Below are 18,300 nucleotides of genomic sequence, written 5' to 3'. Positions count from 1 at the left end.
ATGTTCTGCTAGTAGCCGGCCTGAACGGCGCCGGACACAGCTAACACACAACGAAGCAGAAGGAGCTATCCATGAGCAACCTCACCCTCTGGTCGCGACCGGTGCGTCCGGCCTGGGACACCGACCGCTGGCTACGTAACTTTTTCGGCCCAGCCGCGACTGCGGACTGGTACAAGCCTCTCACCAGCGAATTCAACCCGGCTGCGGAGATCGTCAGGGATGGCGACAACGCTGTGGTCCGGCTGGAATTGCCCGGTGTCGACGTCGACAAGGACGTCACCGTCGAACTGGAACCCGGCCACCGAGCCAGCGTCCTGGTCATCCGGGGCGAACACCGCGACGAGCATGCGCCGGACGCGGCCGGCAAGGACGGCCGGGCGCTGCGTGAGATCCGCTACGGCTCGTTCCGCAGGTCCTTCCAGCTGCCCGAGCACGTCACAAGTGAAGCCATCGCGGCTTCGTATGACGCCGGCGTGTTGACCGTCCGGGTCACCGACGCCTACAAGGACCCGGCGGCAGCCCAACCGCAACGCATCGCGATCACGAAGTAATTCGCTATAGGAACCGATCCGGCGGGGTAGTCAGCTCCGCCGGATCGGCGTATCTGGGTCTGGGCTGCCCTGGTCTGTGTCAGCGTGCGCTAGCTCAGTCACCAAGCGTCACAACACATTCTGGTCGTACCTACCGGATACAAGACGTCGGCACCGGCCGTGCCAAGTCGCGCGCCGGCGCTCCTCGTGTCACCCACGGGTGACGGGCGGTCCTCTGTCCTGGCCGCTAGCCTTTGGGAGTGGAATCACGAACAGCCGCGGAACTGCGGGTCAGCGGGGGCGGCCTGCATTCGGAGGCGGGCTGGTGTGAGTCCGCTGCGGGCGCGTTGGCGAGCAATAGTGCGCCGAGTGCGACGGGATTATCGTCGCCGCTGGGCAACGCGGCAGCGGTCACTCGTGCGCACGCCGAAGTCGTTGCCGCAGGCATCCGGTGCACGTTGCGCATGCAAGCCACGGCCACCGAACTCGCTTCCGCCGCTACCGGCTACAGCGCAAACGAAGCCCGCTCGGCTGCCCAGTTGCGGGCGCTCTCCCCGACGACGGTGACCTAAATGCCTGCCAGCCTGTCGGTACCGACGTTGTCGCAGGTGAAGACTCTAGACACCGGGTATCTGCGGGAGGCAGCCGAGTATTGGACGCACACCGCCAACCTCTGGGCGCAGGCATTCGCCGAGGTCCACGCGCGGATCTCGACCCCCGGAGGCACCCCGTGGTGGGGTCAGGCCGCGGCCGCCGCGCAGGAGCGCGCTTACCTCGATTTGGTCAGGGTGCGCAAGGCGTCGGATCAATTGCAGGAGGCGGCGAGCCTCGCCATTCGTGGAGACGAGCAGTTACAGGCCTGCAGGCAAGGGGTGCTCGAGGCCGTGCATGAGGCGCATGCGGAGGGCTTTGAGGTCGGCGAACTGTATTCGGTGACTGATCACTCTTACGGCGGTTCAGCCGAGTTCCGGGCGGCGCGGCAAGTCCACGCTCAAGGACACGCGAGCTTCATCCGCCACCGGCTCGGTACCCTAATGGCCACCGATCACCAGCTCACCACCAACATCACCGCCGCCACCTACGGCATCGGCAGCCTGAACTTTCCCGAGGCACCCAACCCCGACGACACCATCGTCGACGACGACAAACACGACACGGTCCAACCCGTCGACCACACGGTCAAACACGACGGTGGTCCCGGGGTGCTCGAGGACGAGCCGTGGCATTATCCGTGGGATCCGCCGCCGCCGCCTGATTCTGCCCCCGGTGGCGGCCGTTGGGACATCGACCGCGACCACCCCTACCCGAGCGGTCCCGGCGGTGGGCCACCCACGGGACCCATTACCCAGCCAAAACCATGGCGCAAGGATTTTTCAGAATCCCCGGTGACCGGGCCGACGTCGGGGTTACAGGACGTAGTCGCGACACCGCCCAATGGATGGGGTGTGCAGCCGGCCTGGACTATGCAGGAGGAATATCGGTTTCGTCTGGTGGGCGAGGGCTTCGATGGTGCCTCAGACCACATCCGCTGGATTCAGCGAGACGGGAATTGGTATCAGGCGACCTGGGTTGGGTACGACTTCGAGGCCGAGCACGTGACCGCCTTGGTCCCGCACAACAGTGCCGGAGGTTACATGCCGGTGATTAGAGACCAAAATCACTGGAACCCAATTGGTATCAAGGACATCTACGGAATCCAGGTCGACAACCCCCGGTTGCCCCTCTACCTACCGAACCCATTTGGCGACCAATACGAGCTTCCGACGAATCGACCCAGGGTAGTAGCGAGCCCGTGACCATGACCACAATCCGAAGACCTTGGTTGTTTGTGCTGATCGCTACCGTTTTCGTTGTCTGCGGCGCAGCAGCAACGGTTGTGATAGTGCGGCAGAACACCGATACCAATCCCCCCGCCGAGGACTGCGCCATCGTTGAACGGCTCGCACAAGACTGGAAGGTGAGGGCGGCGGCCAACACCGCGACGACAGGCTCTGAGGAGCGCGACCCATCGTCGGTGTTTCACCGATGGTCGGTGATGAGTGACAAGGCCCGTGCTGGGGCCGACGCAGTTTCGACGCCAGCATTGAGGCAAGACTTGAATAAGTGGGCGGACGGGTTCGCGCTGTTTGCCCAACTCCAACGTGACGCAATCCAGCAGCCCTTCGAAGTGGGCTGGCAGCCGGGCGAGTTGGCAGACCTGAACGAGGCAGGGGATTTGATTTATGACACTGCCAACGATCTGAGGCAGATGTGCCCGAACGGATGGCCGTTTCCGCAACCCTGACGTAAGTACTCGTTCAGCAGCTCTTGTGTGGCTAGTGCCCACCCTGAACAGCCCTTCGATCAGCCGCGGCGCCGGCACCCCAGAGCCCGATTCCAGGTCCAGCGATACCGGGATATCGACCGCCGCGGTGATCGGGTAGCCCAGGCGAGCACGTGCTCGAACGACATCCCCTCGCTGTCGGCTTTGCCGATCGAATCAGCTAGCGGACGGCTACCGACCGTCAGAGCGGCGAACCCAGCGTCGGCGGTCAGCGCGCCGACCACGCGTCCCGCACCGTGGGCAGCACCACCGGGTTGCCCGGCTGATGCCGCCCCAGCAACGTCGCGGCGCGTTGGACTCAGGTGGTGTGACTGGGTTCGGGTCGCATGACGACCATGGTTTCTGAGGCTTTCCGGGGAATCTGGCTCGCGCCGCGGATACCATCGGGTGGCGTATTGTGATCCGTAACACCGTCCGCCCAGGGAGCATACGTGTCCGCCACCACTGAACTCGCCGAACTCTACGACCTCATCGGCGGCCTGCGGCGGTGTGTGACCTCGCTCAAGTCGCGATACGGCGACAATCCCGCGATGCGGCGGATTGTCATCGACGCCGATCGGATCCTCACTGATATCCAATTGCTCGACACCGACATGTCCGAATTGGACCTGGAGCGGGCCACCGTCCAGCAATCCAGCGAGAAGATCGCGATCCCCGACACCGAGTACGACCGCGATTTCTGGCGCGATGTCGACGACGAAGGTGTCGGAGGTCACAGCAGGTACTGACAACCAAGCCCCGCCGTAATGGGGACCCTCTATCTGTGTACCCTTCGACCAGATACCACTCGAAGAGGATCAAACTAGATGAGCGCACCGACGGCGAACCGTCCTGATACCGGCGTTTTCTCACCCACTCGCGCACAAATCCCGCAGCCCACTCTGCGCACCGATCTGTGGTGGTCGGCGCCGCTGACTACCAATCTCGGGCTGCTGGCATTCATCGTCTACGCGACCACCCGGGCGTTTTGGGGCAGCGGCTACTGGGTGGAGAAATACCACTACTTGACGCCGTTCTACTCGCCGTGCATCAGCGCGTCCTGCGCGCCGGGCTCGAGCCACCTGGGCGTCTGGCTTGGCCATTTTCCGTGGTGGATCCCCCTGGGAGCATTGGCATTACCGTTCCTCCTCGGGTTCCGGCTCACCTGCTACTACTACCGCAAGGCCTACTACCGGTCGGTGTGGCAGTCGCCGACCAGTTGTGCTGTGCCCGAACCGCGCGCCCACTACACGGGTGAAACACGGTTTCCCTTGATCATTCAGAACAGCCACCGCTACTTTTTCTATTTTGCGACGGCCGTGTCGGTACTCAACACGTATGACGCAATAGTGGCGTTTCGCTCCCCGTCGGGGTTCGGGTTTGGTTTGGGTAACCTAATTCTGACGATCAACGTGATCCTACTGTGGAGCTACACGATCTCGTGTCATTCCTGCCGACACGTGACCGGCGGTCGGCTCAAGCATTTCTCCAAGCACCCAGTGCGGTACTGGATTTGGACTCAAGTTAGCAAGCTGAATACCCGGCACATGCAATTCGCGTGGATCACGCTTGCCTCCCTGTCACTCACCGACTTCTACGTCATGCTGGTGGCGAGCGGCACGATCACGGACCTCAGATTCATCGGCTGAAACAGCCCTTCACCCCCATCAGGAAATAGCAAGTCATTACCGAAAAGCTGAGCGAGGTTTCATGGTTGAGGTCGAACGGCACACCTACGACGTCGTCGTGATCGGTGCCGGGGGCGCGGGTTTGCGCGCGGTTATCGAAGCCCGTGAACGCGGTCTCAAGGTTGCGGTGGTGTGCAAATCGCTGTTTGGCAAGGCACACACCGTGATGGCCGAGGGCGGCTGCGCCGCCGCGATGGGCAACACCAACCCGAAAGACAACTGGAAGACCCACTTCGGCGACACCATGCGCGGTGGCAAATTCCTCAACAACTGGCGGATGGCCGAACTGCACGCCAGGGAAGCACCGGATCGGGTGTGGGAGCTGGAAACCTACGGCGCACTGTTCGACCGCCTCGACGACGGCAAGATCAGCCAGCGCAACTTCGGCGGGCACACATATCCACGGCTGGCGCACGTCGGCGACCGCACCGGCCTGGAGTTGATCCGCACCTTGCAGCAGAAAATCGTTTCGCTCCAACAGGAAGACCACGCCGAGCTCGGCGACTACGAGGCGCGGATCAAGGTATTCGCCGAATGCACGATCACCGAATTGATCAAAGACGGTTCCGGTCGGGACGGGCGGATCGCCGCCGCGTTCGGCTACTGGCGCGAAAGTGGCCGGTTCATCCTGTTCGAGGCCCCAGCGGTGGTGATGGCCACCGGAGGAATCGGCAAGTCGTTCAAGGTGACCTCCAACTCCTGGGAGTACACCGGCGACGGGCACGCCCTGGCTCTACGCGCGGGCGCGTCGTTGATCAACATGGAGTTCGTCCAGTTCCACCCGACCGGGATGGTGTGGCCGCCGAGCGTGAAAGGGATCCTGGTCACCGAAGGTGTTCGCGGCGACGGCGGGGTTCTGAAGAACTCCGAGGACAAGCGCTTCATGTTCGACTACATCCCGGCGGTCTTCAAAGGCCAGTACGCCGAGACGGAGCAGGAAGCAGACCAGTGGCTCAAGGACAACGACTCGGCCCGCCGCACCCCGGACCTGCTGCCCCGCGATGAGGTCGCGCGCGCGATCAACGCGGAGGTCAAGGCTGGCCGCGGAAGCCCGCACGGCGGGGTCTTCCTCGATATCGCATCGCGGTTGACTCCCGCCGACATCAAGCGTCGACTGCCATCGATGCACCACCAGTTCATGGAGCTGGCGGAGGTCGACATCACCACGCAGCCAATGGAAGTCGGGCCGACCTGTCACTACGTGATGGGCGGCATCGAAGTCGACGCCGACACCGGCGCGGCCACCGTGGCCGGGCTCTTCGCCGCCGGCGAGTGCTCTGGCGGCATGCACGGCTCCAACCGGCTGGGCGGCAATTCACTATCCGATTTGCTGGTCTTCGGCCGACGGGCCGGCCTGGGAGCGGCCGACTATGTGCGAGCCCTCAGCAGCCGTCCGTCAGCCTCGCCCGAGGCGGTCGATGCAGCGGCCAAGCGAGCACTGAGGCCGTTCGATGGGCCAAGCGACGGCTCGGCACCGGAGAATCCCTACGCGCTGCACATGGACCTGCAGTTCTTGATGAACGACCTCGTCGGCATCATCCGCACCGCCGACGAGATATCGCGGGCGCTGACCCTCCTGGATGAGCTCTGGACGCGGTACCGCAACGTCGCGGTCGAAGGACATCGCCAATTCAACCCCGGCTGGCACCTCGCCATCGACCTGCGCAACATGCTGCTGGTTAGTGAGTGCATAGCCAAAGCCGCGCTGGAACGTTCCGAGAGCCGCGGCGGTCACACCCGTGACGACCATCCCGGCATGGACCCCAATTGGCGCAATACACTGCTGGTCTGCCGCGCCGCGGAGGATGCCGACACCCAGGGCGGTGCCCAGATCGCCATCACCCGGGAGTCACAGCTGCCCATGCGGCAGGATTTGCTGGAGCTCTTTGATATCGCCGAGCTGGAGAAGTACTACACCGACGACGAGCTGGCCGAGCATCCAGGACGGAGAGGCTAATGACCTATAACGCGAGCATGCGGGTGTGGCGCGGCGACGAGAGCGGCGGCGAACTCCGCGACTTCACGGTGGAGGTCAACGAGGGCGAAGTCGTATTGGACGTCATTCTCCGGTTACAGCAGACCCAAACCCCGGACCTCGCGGTGCGCTGGAACTGCAAAGCCGGCAAATGCGGATCCTGCTCAGCGGAGATCAACGGCAAGCCACGGCTGATGTGTATGACCCGGATGTCGACCTTCGCAGAGGACGAGGTCGTCACCGTAACGCCGATGCGGACCTTCCCGGTGATGCGAGATCTGGTCACCGACGTCTCGTTCAACTACGAAAAAGCTCGAGAAATCCCTTCCTTCGCACCACCCAAAGAGCTGCAGCCGGGCGAGTACCGGATGGCACAAGTCGACGTCGGGCGCTCGCAGGAGTTCCGCAAGTGCATCGAATGCTTCCTGTGCCAAAACGTCTGCCATGTGGTGCGTGATCACGAGGAGAACAAGAAGGCATTCGCCGGTCCTCGCTTCCTGATGCGGATCGCCGAGCTCGAAATGCACCCGCTGGACACTGCCGACCGGCGCAACCAAGCACAACAGGAACATGGCCTGGGCTACTGCAACATCACCAAATGCTGCACCGAGGTGTGCCCCGAGAACATCAAGATCACCGACAACGCGTTGATCCCGATGAAAGAACGCGTCGCCGACCGCAAGTACGACCCGATCGTCTGGCTGGGCAACAAGCTTTTCCGCCGCTGACGTCGTCAACTCGCGGATGGCGCGCGCCTACACCCCGAGCCTGCGGAAGGCGCTGCGGTGGAAGACGATCGGCGCCACGTCGGCGTCCACGGTGACCTCGCTGACCCGCAGGACGACGATGGTGTGGTCGCCGGCGGGGATCAGCTGCTCGATCGCGCTCTCCAGCCACAGGCTGGTGCCCTTCACGAAGACGGCACCACTGTCATTGGACACTGTCTGCAAACCCGCGAACCGGTCCCCCGTTTTTGCGGCCAGGGTGCGCGCAGCCTCGTCGTGAGTCTCACCGAGCACGCTGATGCCCAGCATCGGGGCGACTTTGAGTTTGGGCCACGTCGTCGACATGTTCTGCACACAGAACGAGACCAGGGGCGGGTCCAAGGAGACAGGAACGAAGGTGCTCGCCGCAAGACCCTCCCGAACGCCGTCAACCTCGGCGGCTATCGCCACTACCCCCGACGGGAAGTGACCGAAAGCCTCACGCAATGACGATGGCGTCAGCTTGCTCTGTGAATTCACGGACTTCATTCGCCCCTTGAGCCGAGGACGGAATTCTCGCACCCGACCCTACTCGGGTGCCTATCGGCGCACGTATCAGTCCGGGCATGCCGCATCAGGACGGACCCCACTGTGATGCTCCTCATACTCGCATCGGAGGATCATCGCTGCAGGTCGTAGCTGCTCGCCGGCGACCGGGCTCGGCGCATACCCACCGGTTGGTGGAATGTAGGTCACATGGACTTGCGTTGAAGTATCTAGCCGATATATTTTAATCGTGTTACTGGTGGGTAACTTAGCCAAGTACCCAACCATCAGGTGGCGTTCTCAACGAGGAGGAAACCCTAGTGAGCCACTACAAGAGCAACGTCCGCGACCAGGTGTTTAACCTGTTTGAGGTGCTGGGCCTGGACCAGGCCCTGGGCGAGGGCGCGTACAGCGACCTGGACGCCGACACCGCCCGCGAGATGCTGACCGAGATCAGCCGATTGGCCGAGGGGCCGGTCGCCGACTCCTTCATCGAAGGTGACCGCAACCCGCCCGTATTCGACCCGAAGACGCACTCGGTGACCCTGCCGGAGTCCTTCAAGGACTCGGTCCGAGCCGTCATCGACGCCGGTTGGGACAAAGCAGGCCTCGACGAGGTACTCGGCGGAATGCCGATGCCCAGTTCGCTGATGTGGGCGCTGAACGAGCACATTCTCGGTGCCAATCCGGCCGTGTGGATGTACGCCGGCGGCGCAGGTTTCGCCCAGATTCTCCACCACCTCGGCACCGAGGAGCAGAAGAAGTGGGCCGTGCTGGCCGCTGAGCGGAGCTGGGGTTCGACCATGGTCCTCACCGAGCCGGATGCCGGTTCGGATGTGGGCGCCGGGCGGACCAAGGCTGTCCAACAAGACGACGGATCCTGGCACATCGACGGGGTCAAGCGGTTCATCACCTCGGGTGACTCCGGCGACCTGTTCGAGAACATCTTCCACCTCGTGCTGGCCCGTCCCGAGGGCGCCGGGCCAGGCACCAAAGGGCTGTCGCTGTTCTTCGTGCCGAAATTCCTCTTCGACTTTGAAACCGGAGAGCTCGGCGAGCGTAACGGCGTATTCGTCACCAACGTTGAGCACAAGATGGGTCTGAAGGTGTCGACGACCTGTGAGCTGTCCTTGGGGCAGCACGGAGTGCCCGCCAGGGGCTGGCTGGTCGGCGAGGTGCACAACGGCATTGCCCAGATGTTCGAGGTCATCGAACAGGCCCGGATGATGGTCGGCACGAAGGCCATCGCGACGCTCTCCACCGGCTACTTGAACGCGCTGGAGTACGCCAAGTCCCGCGTCCAGGGGGCCGACCTGACCCAGATGACCGACAAGACCGCGCCGCGGGTGACCATCACCCATCACCCCGACGTACGTCGTTCGTTGATGACCCAGAAGGCATACGCCGAAGGTCTGCGCGCGCTGTACCTCTACACGGCCACCTTCCAGGATGCGCCGGTTGCCGAGGCAATCCACGGCGTGGACGCGAAGTTGGCTAACAAGATCAACGACCTGTTGCTGCCAGTCGTCAAGGGCGTCGGGTCCGAGCAGGCCTACGCAAAGCTCACCGAGAGCCTGCAGACCCTCGGCGGGTCGGGCTTCCTGCAGGACTACCCGATCGAGCAGTACATCCGAGATGCCAAAATCGACTCACTGTACGAAGGCACCACCGCCATCCAGGCGCAGGACTTCTACTTCCGCAAGATCGTGAAGGACAAGGGCGTCGCGATGGCTCACGTGTCGGGCCAGATCCAGGAGTTCGTCGACAGCGAGTCCGGCAACGGCAGGCTGAAGACCGAACGCGCGCTGTTGGCCAAGGCTCTCACCGACGTTCAGGCGATGGCGGCCTCGCTGACCGGCTACCTGATGGCCGCCCAGCAAGACGTCACCAGCCTCTACAAGGTGGGTCTGGGTTCGGTGCGGTTCCTCATGAGCGTTGGCGACCTGATCATCGGTTGGTTGTTGCAACGCCAGGCCGCCGTGGCCGTCGCGGCCCTCGACGCGGGTGCCAGCGGCGACGAGCGAGCCTTCTACGAGGGCAAAGTCGCGGTGGCGTCGTTCTTCGCGAAGAACTTCTTGCCACTGTTGACCAGCACCCGCGAGGTGATCGAGACGCTGGACAACGACATCATGGAGCTCGACGAGGCTGCTTTCTAGGCCTGTCTAGGCCGCTTAAACCGAGCAGCACAGCGAAATCCCCCGGTCACGGTGACCGGGGGATTTTTGCGTCCTGGGCTGGGCCAGGCCTGTATCAGGACTGGTCAGGCCTGGTCAGGCCTCAAGAATCGCTGCCACGCCCTGGCCGCCGGCGGCACAAATCGAAATCAACGCGCGAACGGGCTCGCTCGTCCCGCCTGTGCGATCGGCCTTCTTCTCCGCGAGCTGCTTGGCGGTCTGCGCGAGGATCCGGCCACCAGTGGCCGCGAAGGGGTGCCCTGCCGCCAGTGACGACCCATTGACGTTGAGCTTGGACCGATCGATCGACCCCAGTGCGGCGTCGAGACCCAGCCGCTGTTTGCAGTACTCCTCGGATTCCCAGGCCTGCAGATGCGCCAGCACCACGGAGGCGAAGGCCTCATGGATTTCGTAGAAGTCAAAGTCCTGCAAGCTCAGCCCGTTTCGGGCCAACAGCCGGGGTACCGCGTACGTCGGCGCCATCAGTAGACCGTCGTTCCCGGTGACATAGTCGACGGCGGCGGTCTCCGCATCCGCGAGGTAAGCCAGGGGGGTCAGCGAGTGTGCCTTCGCCCACTGCTCGCTGGCCAGCAATGCGACCGAGGCACCGTCGGTCAGCGGCGTCGAATTGCCTGCCGTCATCGTCGCGTCGCCAGCTTTCACCCCGAAGACCGGGCGCAGCGTCGCCAGCTTCTCGACACTGGAGTTGGGCCGCAGATTGTCGTCGCGATACAGCCCCAAGAAGGACGTGACCAGATCGTCGAAGAAGCCTCGATCGTAGGCGTCAGCCATGTTGCGGTGGCTGGCGGCGGCCAGTTCATCCTGGTCGACACGTTTGATCCCCAGTTGCTTGGCGGTAACGGCGGCGTGCTCACCCATTGACAGCCCGGTGCGGGGTTCGCTGTTGGCCGGGATCTCGACGCCAAGGCTGGCCGGCAGTGCGCCCACCAGCTTCAGCCTCTGCACGTTGGACTTGGATCGCCGCAGCTTCAGCAGGGTGCGGCGCAGATCGTCACCCAGGCCAATCGGTGGGTCTGAGGTGGTATCCACCCCACCGGCGGCGGCGACCTCGTAGCGGCCGGCGGCGATGCCATCGGCTGCCGCGATCGCGGCCTGTAAGCCGGTGCCGCACGCCTGCTGCAGATCGAACGCCGGAGTGTACGGAGATAGCTCGGACCCCAACACGCATTCGCGCATCAGATTGAAATCACGGCTGTGCTTGAGAACAGCGCCGCCGACCACCACACCGAGCTGTTCGCCCGACAGCCCGAACCGGTCCACGAGCCCGCCCAGCGCCGCGGTGAACATGTCCTGGTTGGACGCGTCCGCGTACGCGCCGTCTGACCTGGCGAAGGGAATGCGGTTACCGCCCAGCACGGCAACCCGTCGCCGGCTTGTGGGGCTCGGCTGAGCCGCCTTCTTTCTTGCATCAGGACTCGCAGGGGCCACTTTTTTCTCCGTGTCTCCGGGTTGGTCAGTTTGGGGGATCGGCCGTCGCGGGCCATACTACCCACTGTTCTTACTCTGAAGTAAGTTCGTCCTCGATACGGTTGCCGTATTGACCAACGCCCGACCCCGCACGAAAACGGAAGGCAGCTCAGTGGCCCCCAAAGGTTCGTCCGATCTGTTCTCGCAGGTTGTCAGCTCCGGTCCCGGATCGTTTCTGGCCAAGCAACTTGGTGTTCCGCAACCCGAGACACTGCGCCGCTACCGACCGGGCGACCCGCCGCTAGCCGGCCCCCTGCTGATCGGCGGTCCCCAGGACCAGCCGGGCAGGGTCGTCGAGCCGCTGCGCACCGCGCTCGACCACGACTACGACCTGGTAGGCAACAACCTGGGCGGTCGCTGGGCCGACTCGTTCGGCGGGCTGGTTTTTGACGCGACCGGTATCACGGGGCCGGCCGGGCTGAAGGGGCTGCACGAGTTCTTCACCCCGGTGCTGCGCAACCTTGGCCGCTCCGCGCGAGTGGTGGTGATCGGCACCACCCCCGAAGCGGCCGCAAGCACCGATGAGCAGATCGCGCAGCGGGCGTTGGAAGGCTTTACCCGCTCGCTGGGCAAGGAACTGCGCCGCGGCGCAACGGCGGCGCTGGTATACCTGTCGCCGGACGCCAAGCCGGCTGCCACGGGCCTTGAATCGACGATGCGATTCATCCTGTCCGCCAAATCGGCCTACGTGGACGGCCAGGTTTTCTATGTCGGGGCGGCCGACTCGACGCCGCCGGCCGACTGGGAGCGACCGTTGGACGGCAAGGTCGCCATTGTGACCGGCGCTGCTCGGGGCATCGGTGCGACGATCGCGGAGGTGTTCGCTCGCGACGGCGCCGGCGTCGTGGCGATCGATGTGGAATCTGCTGCCGAGAACCTGGCTGAAACCGCCAACAAGGTGGGTGGCACTCCGCTGTGGCTCGACGTCACCGCGGACGACGCCGTCGAGAAGATCAGCGAGCATTTGCGCGATCACCATGGCGGGAAGGCCGACATCCTGGTCAACAACGCTGGGATCACTCGCGACAAGCTCATGGCCAACATGGACGATGCCCGCTGGGATAGCGTTCTCGCTGTCAATCTGCTTGCCCCACTTCGGCTTACCGAGGGGTTGGTCGGCAACGGCAGCATCGGCAAGGGCGGCCGGGTGATTGGCTTGTCTTCGATCGCTGGCATCGCGGGCAACCGCGGACAGACCAACTACGGCACCACGAAGGCCGGCATGATTGGCATTACTCAAACTCTGGCACCGGTACTCGCCGAGAAGGGCATCACGATCAATGCCGTCGCCCCTGGATTTATCGAAACCCAGATGACGGCTGCCATCCCGCTGGCGACTCGTGAGGTAGGCCGCCGGCTGAACTCGCTACTGCAAGGTGGTCAGCCGGTCGATGTCGCCGAGACTATCGCCTACTTCGCCAGTCCGGCTTCAAACGCGGTGACCGGCAACGTCATTAGGGTCTGCGGCCAGGCCATGATCGGCGCTTAGGTGCGGCGAGACGGAGCTCGGAGGAGAATATAGTGAATCAGCCAAGCGGCCTGAGGAACCTGCTGCGCGCGGCGGCCGGGGCATTACCCGTGGTGCCTCGCGGGAACCAGCTGCCTACCCGGACAGTGACCGTCGCCGAACTGCCCATCGACCGCGCGAACGTCGCAGCCTACGCCGCCGTCACCGGCTTGCGCTATGGCAATCATGTGCCGTTGACCTACCCGTTTGTGTTGACCTTTCCCTCAGTGATGTCCCTGGTGACCGGCTTCGACTTTCCTTTTGCGGCTATGGGATCGATACACATCGAGAACCACATCACGCAGCACCGGCCCATCGCGGCAACGGATACGGTCGGGGTGCGCACGCACGCGGAGAATCTCCGTGAACACCGCAAGGGCCTGCTCGTCGATCTGATTACCGACGTGAGCGTCGGCAACGAGGTTGCCTGGCATCAGGTGACCACATTCCTGCACCAGCAACGCACCAGCTTGTCCGACGAGCCGAAGCCGCCGCCGGAGAAACAGGCCAAGCTACCGCCGCCCGCCAGTGTCCTGCGAATCACGCCCGGCCAGATCCGGCGATATGCCACTGTTGGAGGCGATCACAACCCGATCCACACCAATCCGATCGCGGCGAAGTTGTTTGGGTTTCCGACCGTCATTGCGCATGGGATGTTCAGCGCCGCGACGATCTTGGCGAATATCGAAGCGCAGCTGCCCGATGCGGTGCGCTATTCGGTTCGGTTCGCCAAACCGATGGTGCTGCCCGCCACCGCGGGACTTTACGTCGACGAAGGCAACGCGAGCGCCAAGAGCTGGGATCTCACGTTGCGCAATGTCGCCAAGGGCTATCCACACCTGACCGCGACCGTTCGAGGGCTATAGCCGGCGTTTGGCCAGCATGCGCAGCCCGTGTGCGCCAACCGCGCTGCCCAGGAAGACCACGAGCAGCCAAATCGGTGGGCGAGCGAGTTCCCATACGAAGATCGCCGCCCAGACCGGAGACCCCTGGGTGACTGCGAGCACACCCGCCGCACCGGCCAGCGATACCGCCGGCAGATGTAGGTGCGTCCCGGCCACCGAGTTGATCGTCAGCACCAACAGCGATCCCGCTGCGGCCCCGGTCGCCAGCGACGGGGTGAGCATCCCACCGGCTCCCCCGGCCCTCAGGAACAGCGCGGTCAGCAGCGGTTTCAGCACCAGGATCACGGCCGCCGCCGACAGTGTCATGCCGCTGGCCAGGCTCACCGTGAGGATGCTCTTGCCGTTGCCTGGCAGTTCGGGCCACCAATGCGAACAGATGCCGGTCAGCAGCCCTGCGGCGGCGAGCGCGGGGATCAACACCCACGACCGCAGCAGGGTGGCCGGGCGTGCTACCGCCATGATCCGGTTGAAAGCTAACCCCACTGCGAGCGCCAGCGGCGCCAGGACCAGCCCATGCGCGGTCAGCACATACGTTGAATCCGCACTGGGCCAATCCAACTCCGGTCGGTCATGGGTGACAGCCGAGCCGATCGCGACGGCCAGACTGGAGGTAAGTAACGCCGCGCCCACCGCGCGCGGATGCGAGGTCTTCAGCATCACCCGCAGCGCATAGAGCGCACCGGCCAGTGGGACGGCGTAGACCGCACCCAGCCCCGCCCCGGCAGCGCAGGCCAGCAAGATTTCACGGTCGGCACGTGACAGGCGCTTGAGCCAACCGGTACACAGATCGCTGAGCACCGCGGCAAATTGGCGCGGCGCTCCCTCCCGGCCGAGCGATGCACCCGAACCGACCAACACCAGCTGCAGTAGCGCATCGATGCTCCACGACAACCGTGGTATTCGCTCGTGACGGGCAATGGTTCCGGCCAACGGCGGCACGTCGGCTCTGCGCCGCAGCATCCACCAGCCCAGCCCTGCCAACCCGCCGCCGACCATCGGACCCACCGCGCGGCGGACTGGGTTGGTGCCGGCGATCGCGTCGAGCAGCGAGCCGAAAGTGTAGTGGTACGTGAGGTGCTCAACGAAGCGCAGCACCACGGTTGTCGACAACCCAGCGAACCCGGCCAGCAGTCCGACCACGACCACGGCGCAGAAGAAGTCCACATTGCGCGACGCCCGCGAGGTGACGCCTCCGACCGTCGCACGGTCCGAGGAGGATGCGGGCCATCGGGGCACCGCCCGAATCTAGCCGGTTGCGATCGATTCCGGCAGCCCTGACTCGTCGACGAGTTGGACCGACGTCACCCGCGCACGCAGATCAAATCACCTGGGTTGCGCGCCGGTTGGGTTGCATGGCGAGACATCCGGCAGCCAAGATAGCCCATGCCCTGCCCGGTGCGCATGGCCCGCTGCGTCGTCGCGTTACTGACTGTGGTGCTCGCGCCTCTTTCCGCCGAAGAAAGCCCGGCCCGCGCGCATCCGGAGCCCGTTGCTCCGATGGACTTCGTCGCGCTTGCCGACATCGATCCGACCATCGGCCAGGATATTCGCTACTTTAGCGCCCACAACTTCATCGGCGACCGCGTCGATGGCTATCGCGCACCCATGTGCATCCTGACTCTGGCGGCGGCCGAAGGACTCAAACGTGCCCAAAGGCGATTCGTGGAGCTCGGCTACACCCTGAAGGTCTACGACTGCTACCGACCCCAGCGGGCGGTCGACGATTTCGTCAGGTGGGCAGGTGATCTCGGTGATCAACGGATGAAGGCAGAGTTCTACCCGCGCCTCGACAAGGCGTCTCTCTTCCGCGACGGCTACATCGCCGATCACTCGGGACACAGTCGGGGCAGCACCGTTGATCTCACCCTGGTGAAGCTACCGGCCCTACCGACCCGGGCCTACCTAGCAGGTGAGCCGCTCATCGATTGCACCGCACCCGTATCGGTTCGGTTCCCCGATGATTCCATCGACATGGGTTCGGGCTTCGACTGTTTCGATACCCTCGCACACACCCGCGACGCCCGCATCCAGGGTGACCAATTGCGGAATCGGGTTCTGCTCGAATCCGTGCTGCAATCACAGGGGTTTGTCAACTACGAGTCCGAGTGGTGGCACTTCACCTACCAACCGGAGCCCTATCCAGCCACCTACTTTGACTTCCCGATCGAGCCCGCATCGCTTGCGGACCGCAAGTAGCAACCGCTAACCCGCGGCGAGGTTGGGGCCGACATCCCGATCCGCCGGTGCGCCGCGGAGACCGAGCCAGAACAGGTTGATCATCAATTCGGCTGCCGCCTCCACATCGGTGTCGCCGGTGCTCAGCCGAGTGGCCATCGCCTCCCCCGCACCCACCAGCGCCACCGCCATCATGTCGATGTCGGCGTCAGACCTCGGGCTGCGGGTGCCGGCCCTGACCAACTCTGCCACCAGCTCGATGATCCGCTCACGGCCCTCACGGACCGTCTGGGCGAACGCTTGCGTGCTGGTAGCCTGGGTGTACATCACTATCCACGACGCCCGGTTGGTATCGATGTATCGCATGAACGAGACAATCGCGTTGCGCAGCAAGTCTTTCGGGCTCTGCTCGAAATCGATATCGGCGCGGACGCCATCGATGAATCGGCTCATCTCGCGGTTCAGGCAGGCGCCGAACAGGTCCTCTTTGGAGCCGTAGTACAGGTACAGCATCGGCTTGGAGATCTGGGCCTCGGCGGCGATCGCGTCCATGGAGGTCTCGTGGTAGCCGTTGACCGAGAACATCTGCACGGCGGCGTCGAGCATCTGCTGCTCACGGATAGCACGCGGTAGCCGCTTGGTACCACCTGCCATATCGTGCGCCTCTCTAGCCTGTCGATCCGACTACAGAGTAAGCAATGCGCCGTCGCCGCACACGCGCTAGCGGCCACACCCGGGATTGACGTTTTTCATCGTCGCCACCCGAACTATTGATTCGTCGATCGCCGAGCTATCCAATTCGCCCGCGGCCAGCGCCTGTTCCAGGCGGTCTAGCACCGCGGGCACCTCTTTGGTGCTGACCCACAGCGCGATATCGGTGCCGGCCTGCAATGTTCGCAGTACCGCCTCGGCCACGCCGAACCTCTCGGAGATCGCGGCCATGCTGGATAGATCGTCGCTGAACACTGGGCCGTCGAAAGGCGGGCCACCGTACCCGGTACCAGTACGCAACAAGTCCAGCGCGGCCTTGCTCAAACTGGCCGGAACATCGCCGGTCAGCCCCGGAACCTGCAGGTGACCCATCATCACAGCGACCGGATCCGCCGTCACCAGGCTCCGGTACGGGACCAGGTCATCGGTGACCAGCTCACCCAGGGGCGGCGTCGTGACCGCACCGGTGTGCGAATCACCCGAACCATGCCCGTGGCCAGGGAAATGCTTGAGTACCGGCATCACCCCGGCGTCTCGTAGACCCTGAGCGTAGGCGCCGGCGTATGCGGTGACCTGTTCCGGATTCGAGCCGAACGACCGATCCCCGATCACTGTGTCGGGCGGAGCGTCGGTGACGTCGACCACCGGGGCGAAGTCCACGGTGATGCCCAGCTCCTTCATCTGCCGGCCACGCTCTTGCGCCACGTCGTGAACCTGCTCGACAGTTTCGGTCTGTGCCAGCTCGCGCGCCGACGGGCCCCTGCCCCCGATGAGAGACCGCAGCCGTGACACCCGGCCGCCTTCTTCATCGACGCTCACTGACAGCGGCAGCGGCCCGGCGTTGGCCGCGATCTCGGCCAGCGGCCCGTCGAACATCGACAAGTCGGTATCGCTACCGATGATGATTCCGCCGACCCGGAAGTTGGTGACCACGGCCCGTGCGTCGTCGGCATCGGTCACCCCCACCATCAGTAGCTGGGCCAGCTTGTCGCGGGTGGACAGCAAGGCCGGCACCGCCGCCGGCTCAGCACACACCCGTGGTGCCGGCTCGGCGAGCGGAGCTGGGCCAGCGGGCCGCGGACTTGACGCCTCGGCCTCCGATCCGGTGCCCGTGCCGCCGCTCCCACAGCCTGCGACCAGCGTCGACGCCGTAACGAGCACTGCCAGTGCGCGCGCAAAAGCCATCCGGACATGCTGTCACGGCGCCCACCGACCAGCACTTCCGGGTAGATCCGCTGGCGTGCCGAACTTCCTCAGCCGGGTCCCGGACCGGGATCACGCTTGCGGTACCGCGACGGCGTGCCGGAATGCCGACCTGCCGCCGCAGGATCGCTCGCACGAGCCATGAACGCCGTTCTGCTAAGTTGCCACTAGCGTCTCTGGCCGCGCCCGCACACCACGAGGAGCCATCGATGAACCGGATCGTCGCGCCCGCCGCCGCGAGCGTGGTGGTTGGTCTGCTGCTGGGTGCGGCCGCGATCTTCGGTATCACGTTGATGGTCCAGCAGGACACGAAGCCGCCATTGCCCGGGGGCGATCCGTCGTCGTCGGTGCTCAACCGGGTCGAGTACGGCAACCGTAGCTAGCCCGGCGGC

The 18,300-nt window shown here is 64.3% G+C and carries 18 protein-coding genes; 13 read left to right on the top strand and 5 right to left on the bottom strand.

What is annotated here, in order from left to right; all coding sequences use genetic code 11:
* Positions 1–71 precede the first annotated feature (71 nt).
* From F6B93_RS01970 to F6B93_RS01935, 8 genes are all read left to right on the top strand, one after another.
* A complete protein-coding gene (locus F6B93_RS01970) occupies positions 72–551 on the top strand; it encodes an Hsp20/alpha crystallin family protein (RefSeq protein WP_211697489.1) in 480 nt (159 codons plus the stop codon).
* Between the two features lie 239 nt (positions 552–790).
* Positions 791–1,102 carry a hypothetical protein gene (locus tag F6B93_RS01965; protein ID WP_211697488.1) on the top strand — a complete coding sequence of 104 codons (312 nt, stop codon included), beginning with the start codon at positions 791–793 and terminating at the stop codon, positions 1,100–1,102.
* Positions 1,103–2,326, top strand: coding sequence for a hypothetical protein (locus F6B93_RS01960; RefSeq protein WP_211697487.1), 1,224 nt, complete (start codon positions 1,103–1,105; stop codon positions 2,324–2,326). It begins immediately after the preceding gene.
* On the top strand, positions 2,323–2,814 hold the full coding sequence (locus tag F6B93_RS01955; protein WP_211697486.1) for a hypothetical protein: 492 nt from the start codon (positions 2,323–2,325) through the stop codon (positions 2,812–2,814). The genes F6B93_RS01960 and F6B93_RS01955 overlap by 4 nt, the downstream gene beginning before the upstream one ends.
* A 470-nt stretch (positions 2,815–3,284) precedes the next feature.
* The gene (locus F6B93_RS01950) at positions 3,285–3,581 is read left to right on the top strand and encodes a hypothetical protein (RefSeq protein WP_211697485.1); all 297 of its coding nucleotides are present in this window, start codon (positions 3,285–3,287) and stop codon (positions 3,579–3,581) included.
* 78 nt (positions 3,582–3,659) lie between these two features.
* A complete protein-coding gene (locus F6B93_RS01945) occupies positions 3,660–4,481 on the top strand; it encodes a hypothetical protein (protein WP_211697484.1) in 822 nt (273 codons plus the stop codon).
* A 61-nt stretch (positions 4,482–4,542) separates the two neighbouring features.
* Positions 4,543–6,477: a fumarate reductase/succinate dehydrogenase flavoprotein subunit gene (locus tag F6B93_RS01940; protein WP_211697483.1), complete on the top strand. Its 1,935-nt coding sequence runs from the start codon at positions 4,543–4,545 to the stop codon at positions 6,475–6,477.
* The gene (locus tag F6B93_RS01935) at positions 6,477–7,223 is read left to right on the top strand and encodes a succinate dehydrogenase/fumarate reductase iron-sulfur subunit (RefSeq protein WP_211697482.1); all 747 of its coding nucleotides are present in this window, start codon (positions 6,477–6,479) and stop codon (positions 7,221–7,223) included. Before F6B93_RS01940 ends, F6B93_RS01935 begins: the two co-directional genes overlap by 1 nt.
* 27 nt (positions 7,224–7,250) lie before the next feature.
* On the opposite strand, the gene F6B93_RS01930 is transcribed toward F6B93_RS01935, so the two are convergent.
* The gene (locus F6B93_RS01930) at positions 7,251–7,739 is read right to left on the bottom strand and encodes a flavin reductase family protein (protein ID WP_211697481.1); all 489 of its coding nucleotides are present in this window, start codon (positions 7,737–7,739) and stop codon (positions 7,251–7,253) included.
* 326 nt (positions 7,740–8,065) lie between these two features.
* On the opposite strand from F6B93_RS01930, the gene F6B93_RS01925 reads away from it, so the two are divergent.
* Complete coding sequence (locus tag F6B93_RS01925) at positions 8,066–9,901, top strand: acyl-CoA dehydrogenase (protein ID WP_211697480.1); 1,836 nt, start codon at positions 8,066–8,068, stop codon at positions 9,899–9,901.
* Positions 9,902–10,015: 114 nt separating this feature from the next.
* Here the strand turns inward: F6B93_RS01925 and F6B93_RS01920 are convergent, their stop codons facing one another.
* Complete coding sequence (locus F6B93_RS01920) at positions 10,016–11,368, bottom strand: acetyl-CoA C-acetyltransferase (protein ID WP_211697479.1); 1,353 nt, start codon at positions 11,366–11,368, stop codon at positions 10,016–10,018.
* Between the two features lie 151 nt (positions 11,369–11,519).
* On the opposite strand from F6B93_RS01920, the gene F6B93_RS01915 reads away from it, so the two are divergent.
* Complete coding sequence (locus tag F6B93_RS01915) at positions 11,520–12,896, top strand: 3-oxoacyl-ACP reductase (protein WP_211697478.1); 1,377 nt, start codon at positions 11,520–11,522, stop codon at positions 12,894–12,896.
* A gap of 32 nt (positions 12,897–12,928) precedes the next feature.
* Positions 12,929–13,780: a MaoC/PaaZ C-terminal domain-containing protein gene (locus F6B93_RS01910; protein WP_211697477.1), complete on the top strand. Its 852-nt coding sequence runs from the start codon at positions 12,929–12,931 to the stop codon at positions 13,778–13,780.
* Here the strand turns inward: F6B93_RS01910 and F6B93_RS01905 are convergent.
* Positions 13,775–15,055, bottom strand: a complete 1,281-nt coding sequence (locus F6B93_RS01905) for a chloride channel protein (RefSeq protein WP_211697476.1) — start codon at positions 15,053–15,055, stop codon at positions 13,775–13,777. The genes F6B93_RS01910 and F6B93_RS01905 overlap by 6 nt on opposite strands.
* Positions 15,056–15,202: 147 nt before the next feature.
* Between F6B93_RS01905 and F6B93_RS01900 the strand changes: the two genes are divergently transcribed.
* Positions 15,203–16,015: a M15 family metallopeptidase gene (locus F6B93_RS01900; RefSeq protein ID WP_246540968.1), complete on the top strand. Its 813-nt coding sequence runs from the start codon at positions 15,203–15,205 to the stop codon at positions 16,013–16,015.
* Between the two features lie 6 nt (positions 16,016–16,021).
* Here the strand turns inward: F6B93_RS01900 and F6B93_RS01895 are convergent, their stop codons facing one another.
* Complete coding sequence (locus F6B93_RS01895; protein WP_211697475.1) at positions 16,022–16,648, bottom strand: TetR/AcrR family transcriptional regulator; 627 nt, start codon at positions 16,646–16,648, stop codon at positions 16,022–16,024.
* A 66-nt stretch (positions 16,649–16,714) separates the two neighbouring features.
* Positions 16,715–17,890, bottom strand: coding sequence for a glycoside hydrolase family 3 N-terminal domain-containing protein (locus F6B93_RS01890; protein ID WP_211697474.1), 1,176 nt, complete (start codon positions 17,888–17,890; stop codon positions 16,715–16,717).
* A 227-nt stretch (positions 17,891–18,117) separates the two neighbouring features.
* On the opposite strand from F6B93_RS01890, the gene F6B93_RS01885 reads away from it, so the two are divergent.
* A complete protein-coding gene (locus tag F6B93_RS01885; RefSeq protein ID WP_023369784.1) occupies positions 18,118–18,291 on the top strand; it encodes a DUF2613 domain-containing protein in 174 nt (57 codons plus the stop codon).
* Positions 18,292–18,300: the final 9 nt, after the last annotated feature.

This window comes from Mycobacterium spongiae, assembly GCF_018278905.1.
Classification (GTDB): Bacteria; Actinomycetota; Actinomycetes; order Mycobacteriales; family Mycobacteriaceae; genus Mycobacterium; species Mycobacterium spongiae.
The sequence above is the reverse complement of the archived record's forward strand: the minus strand, read 5'-3'. Positions and strand labels throughout refer to the sequence as shown.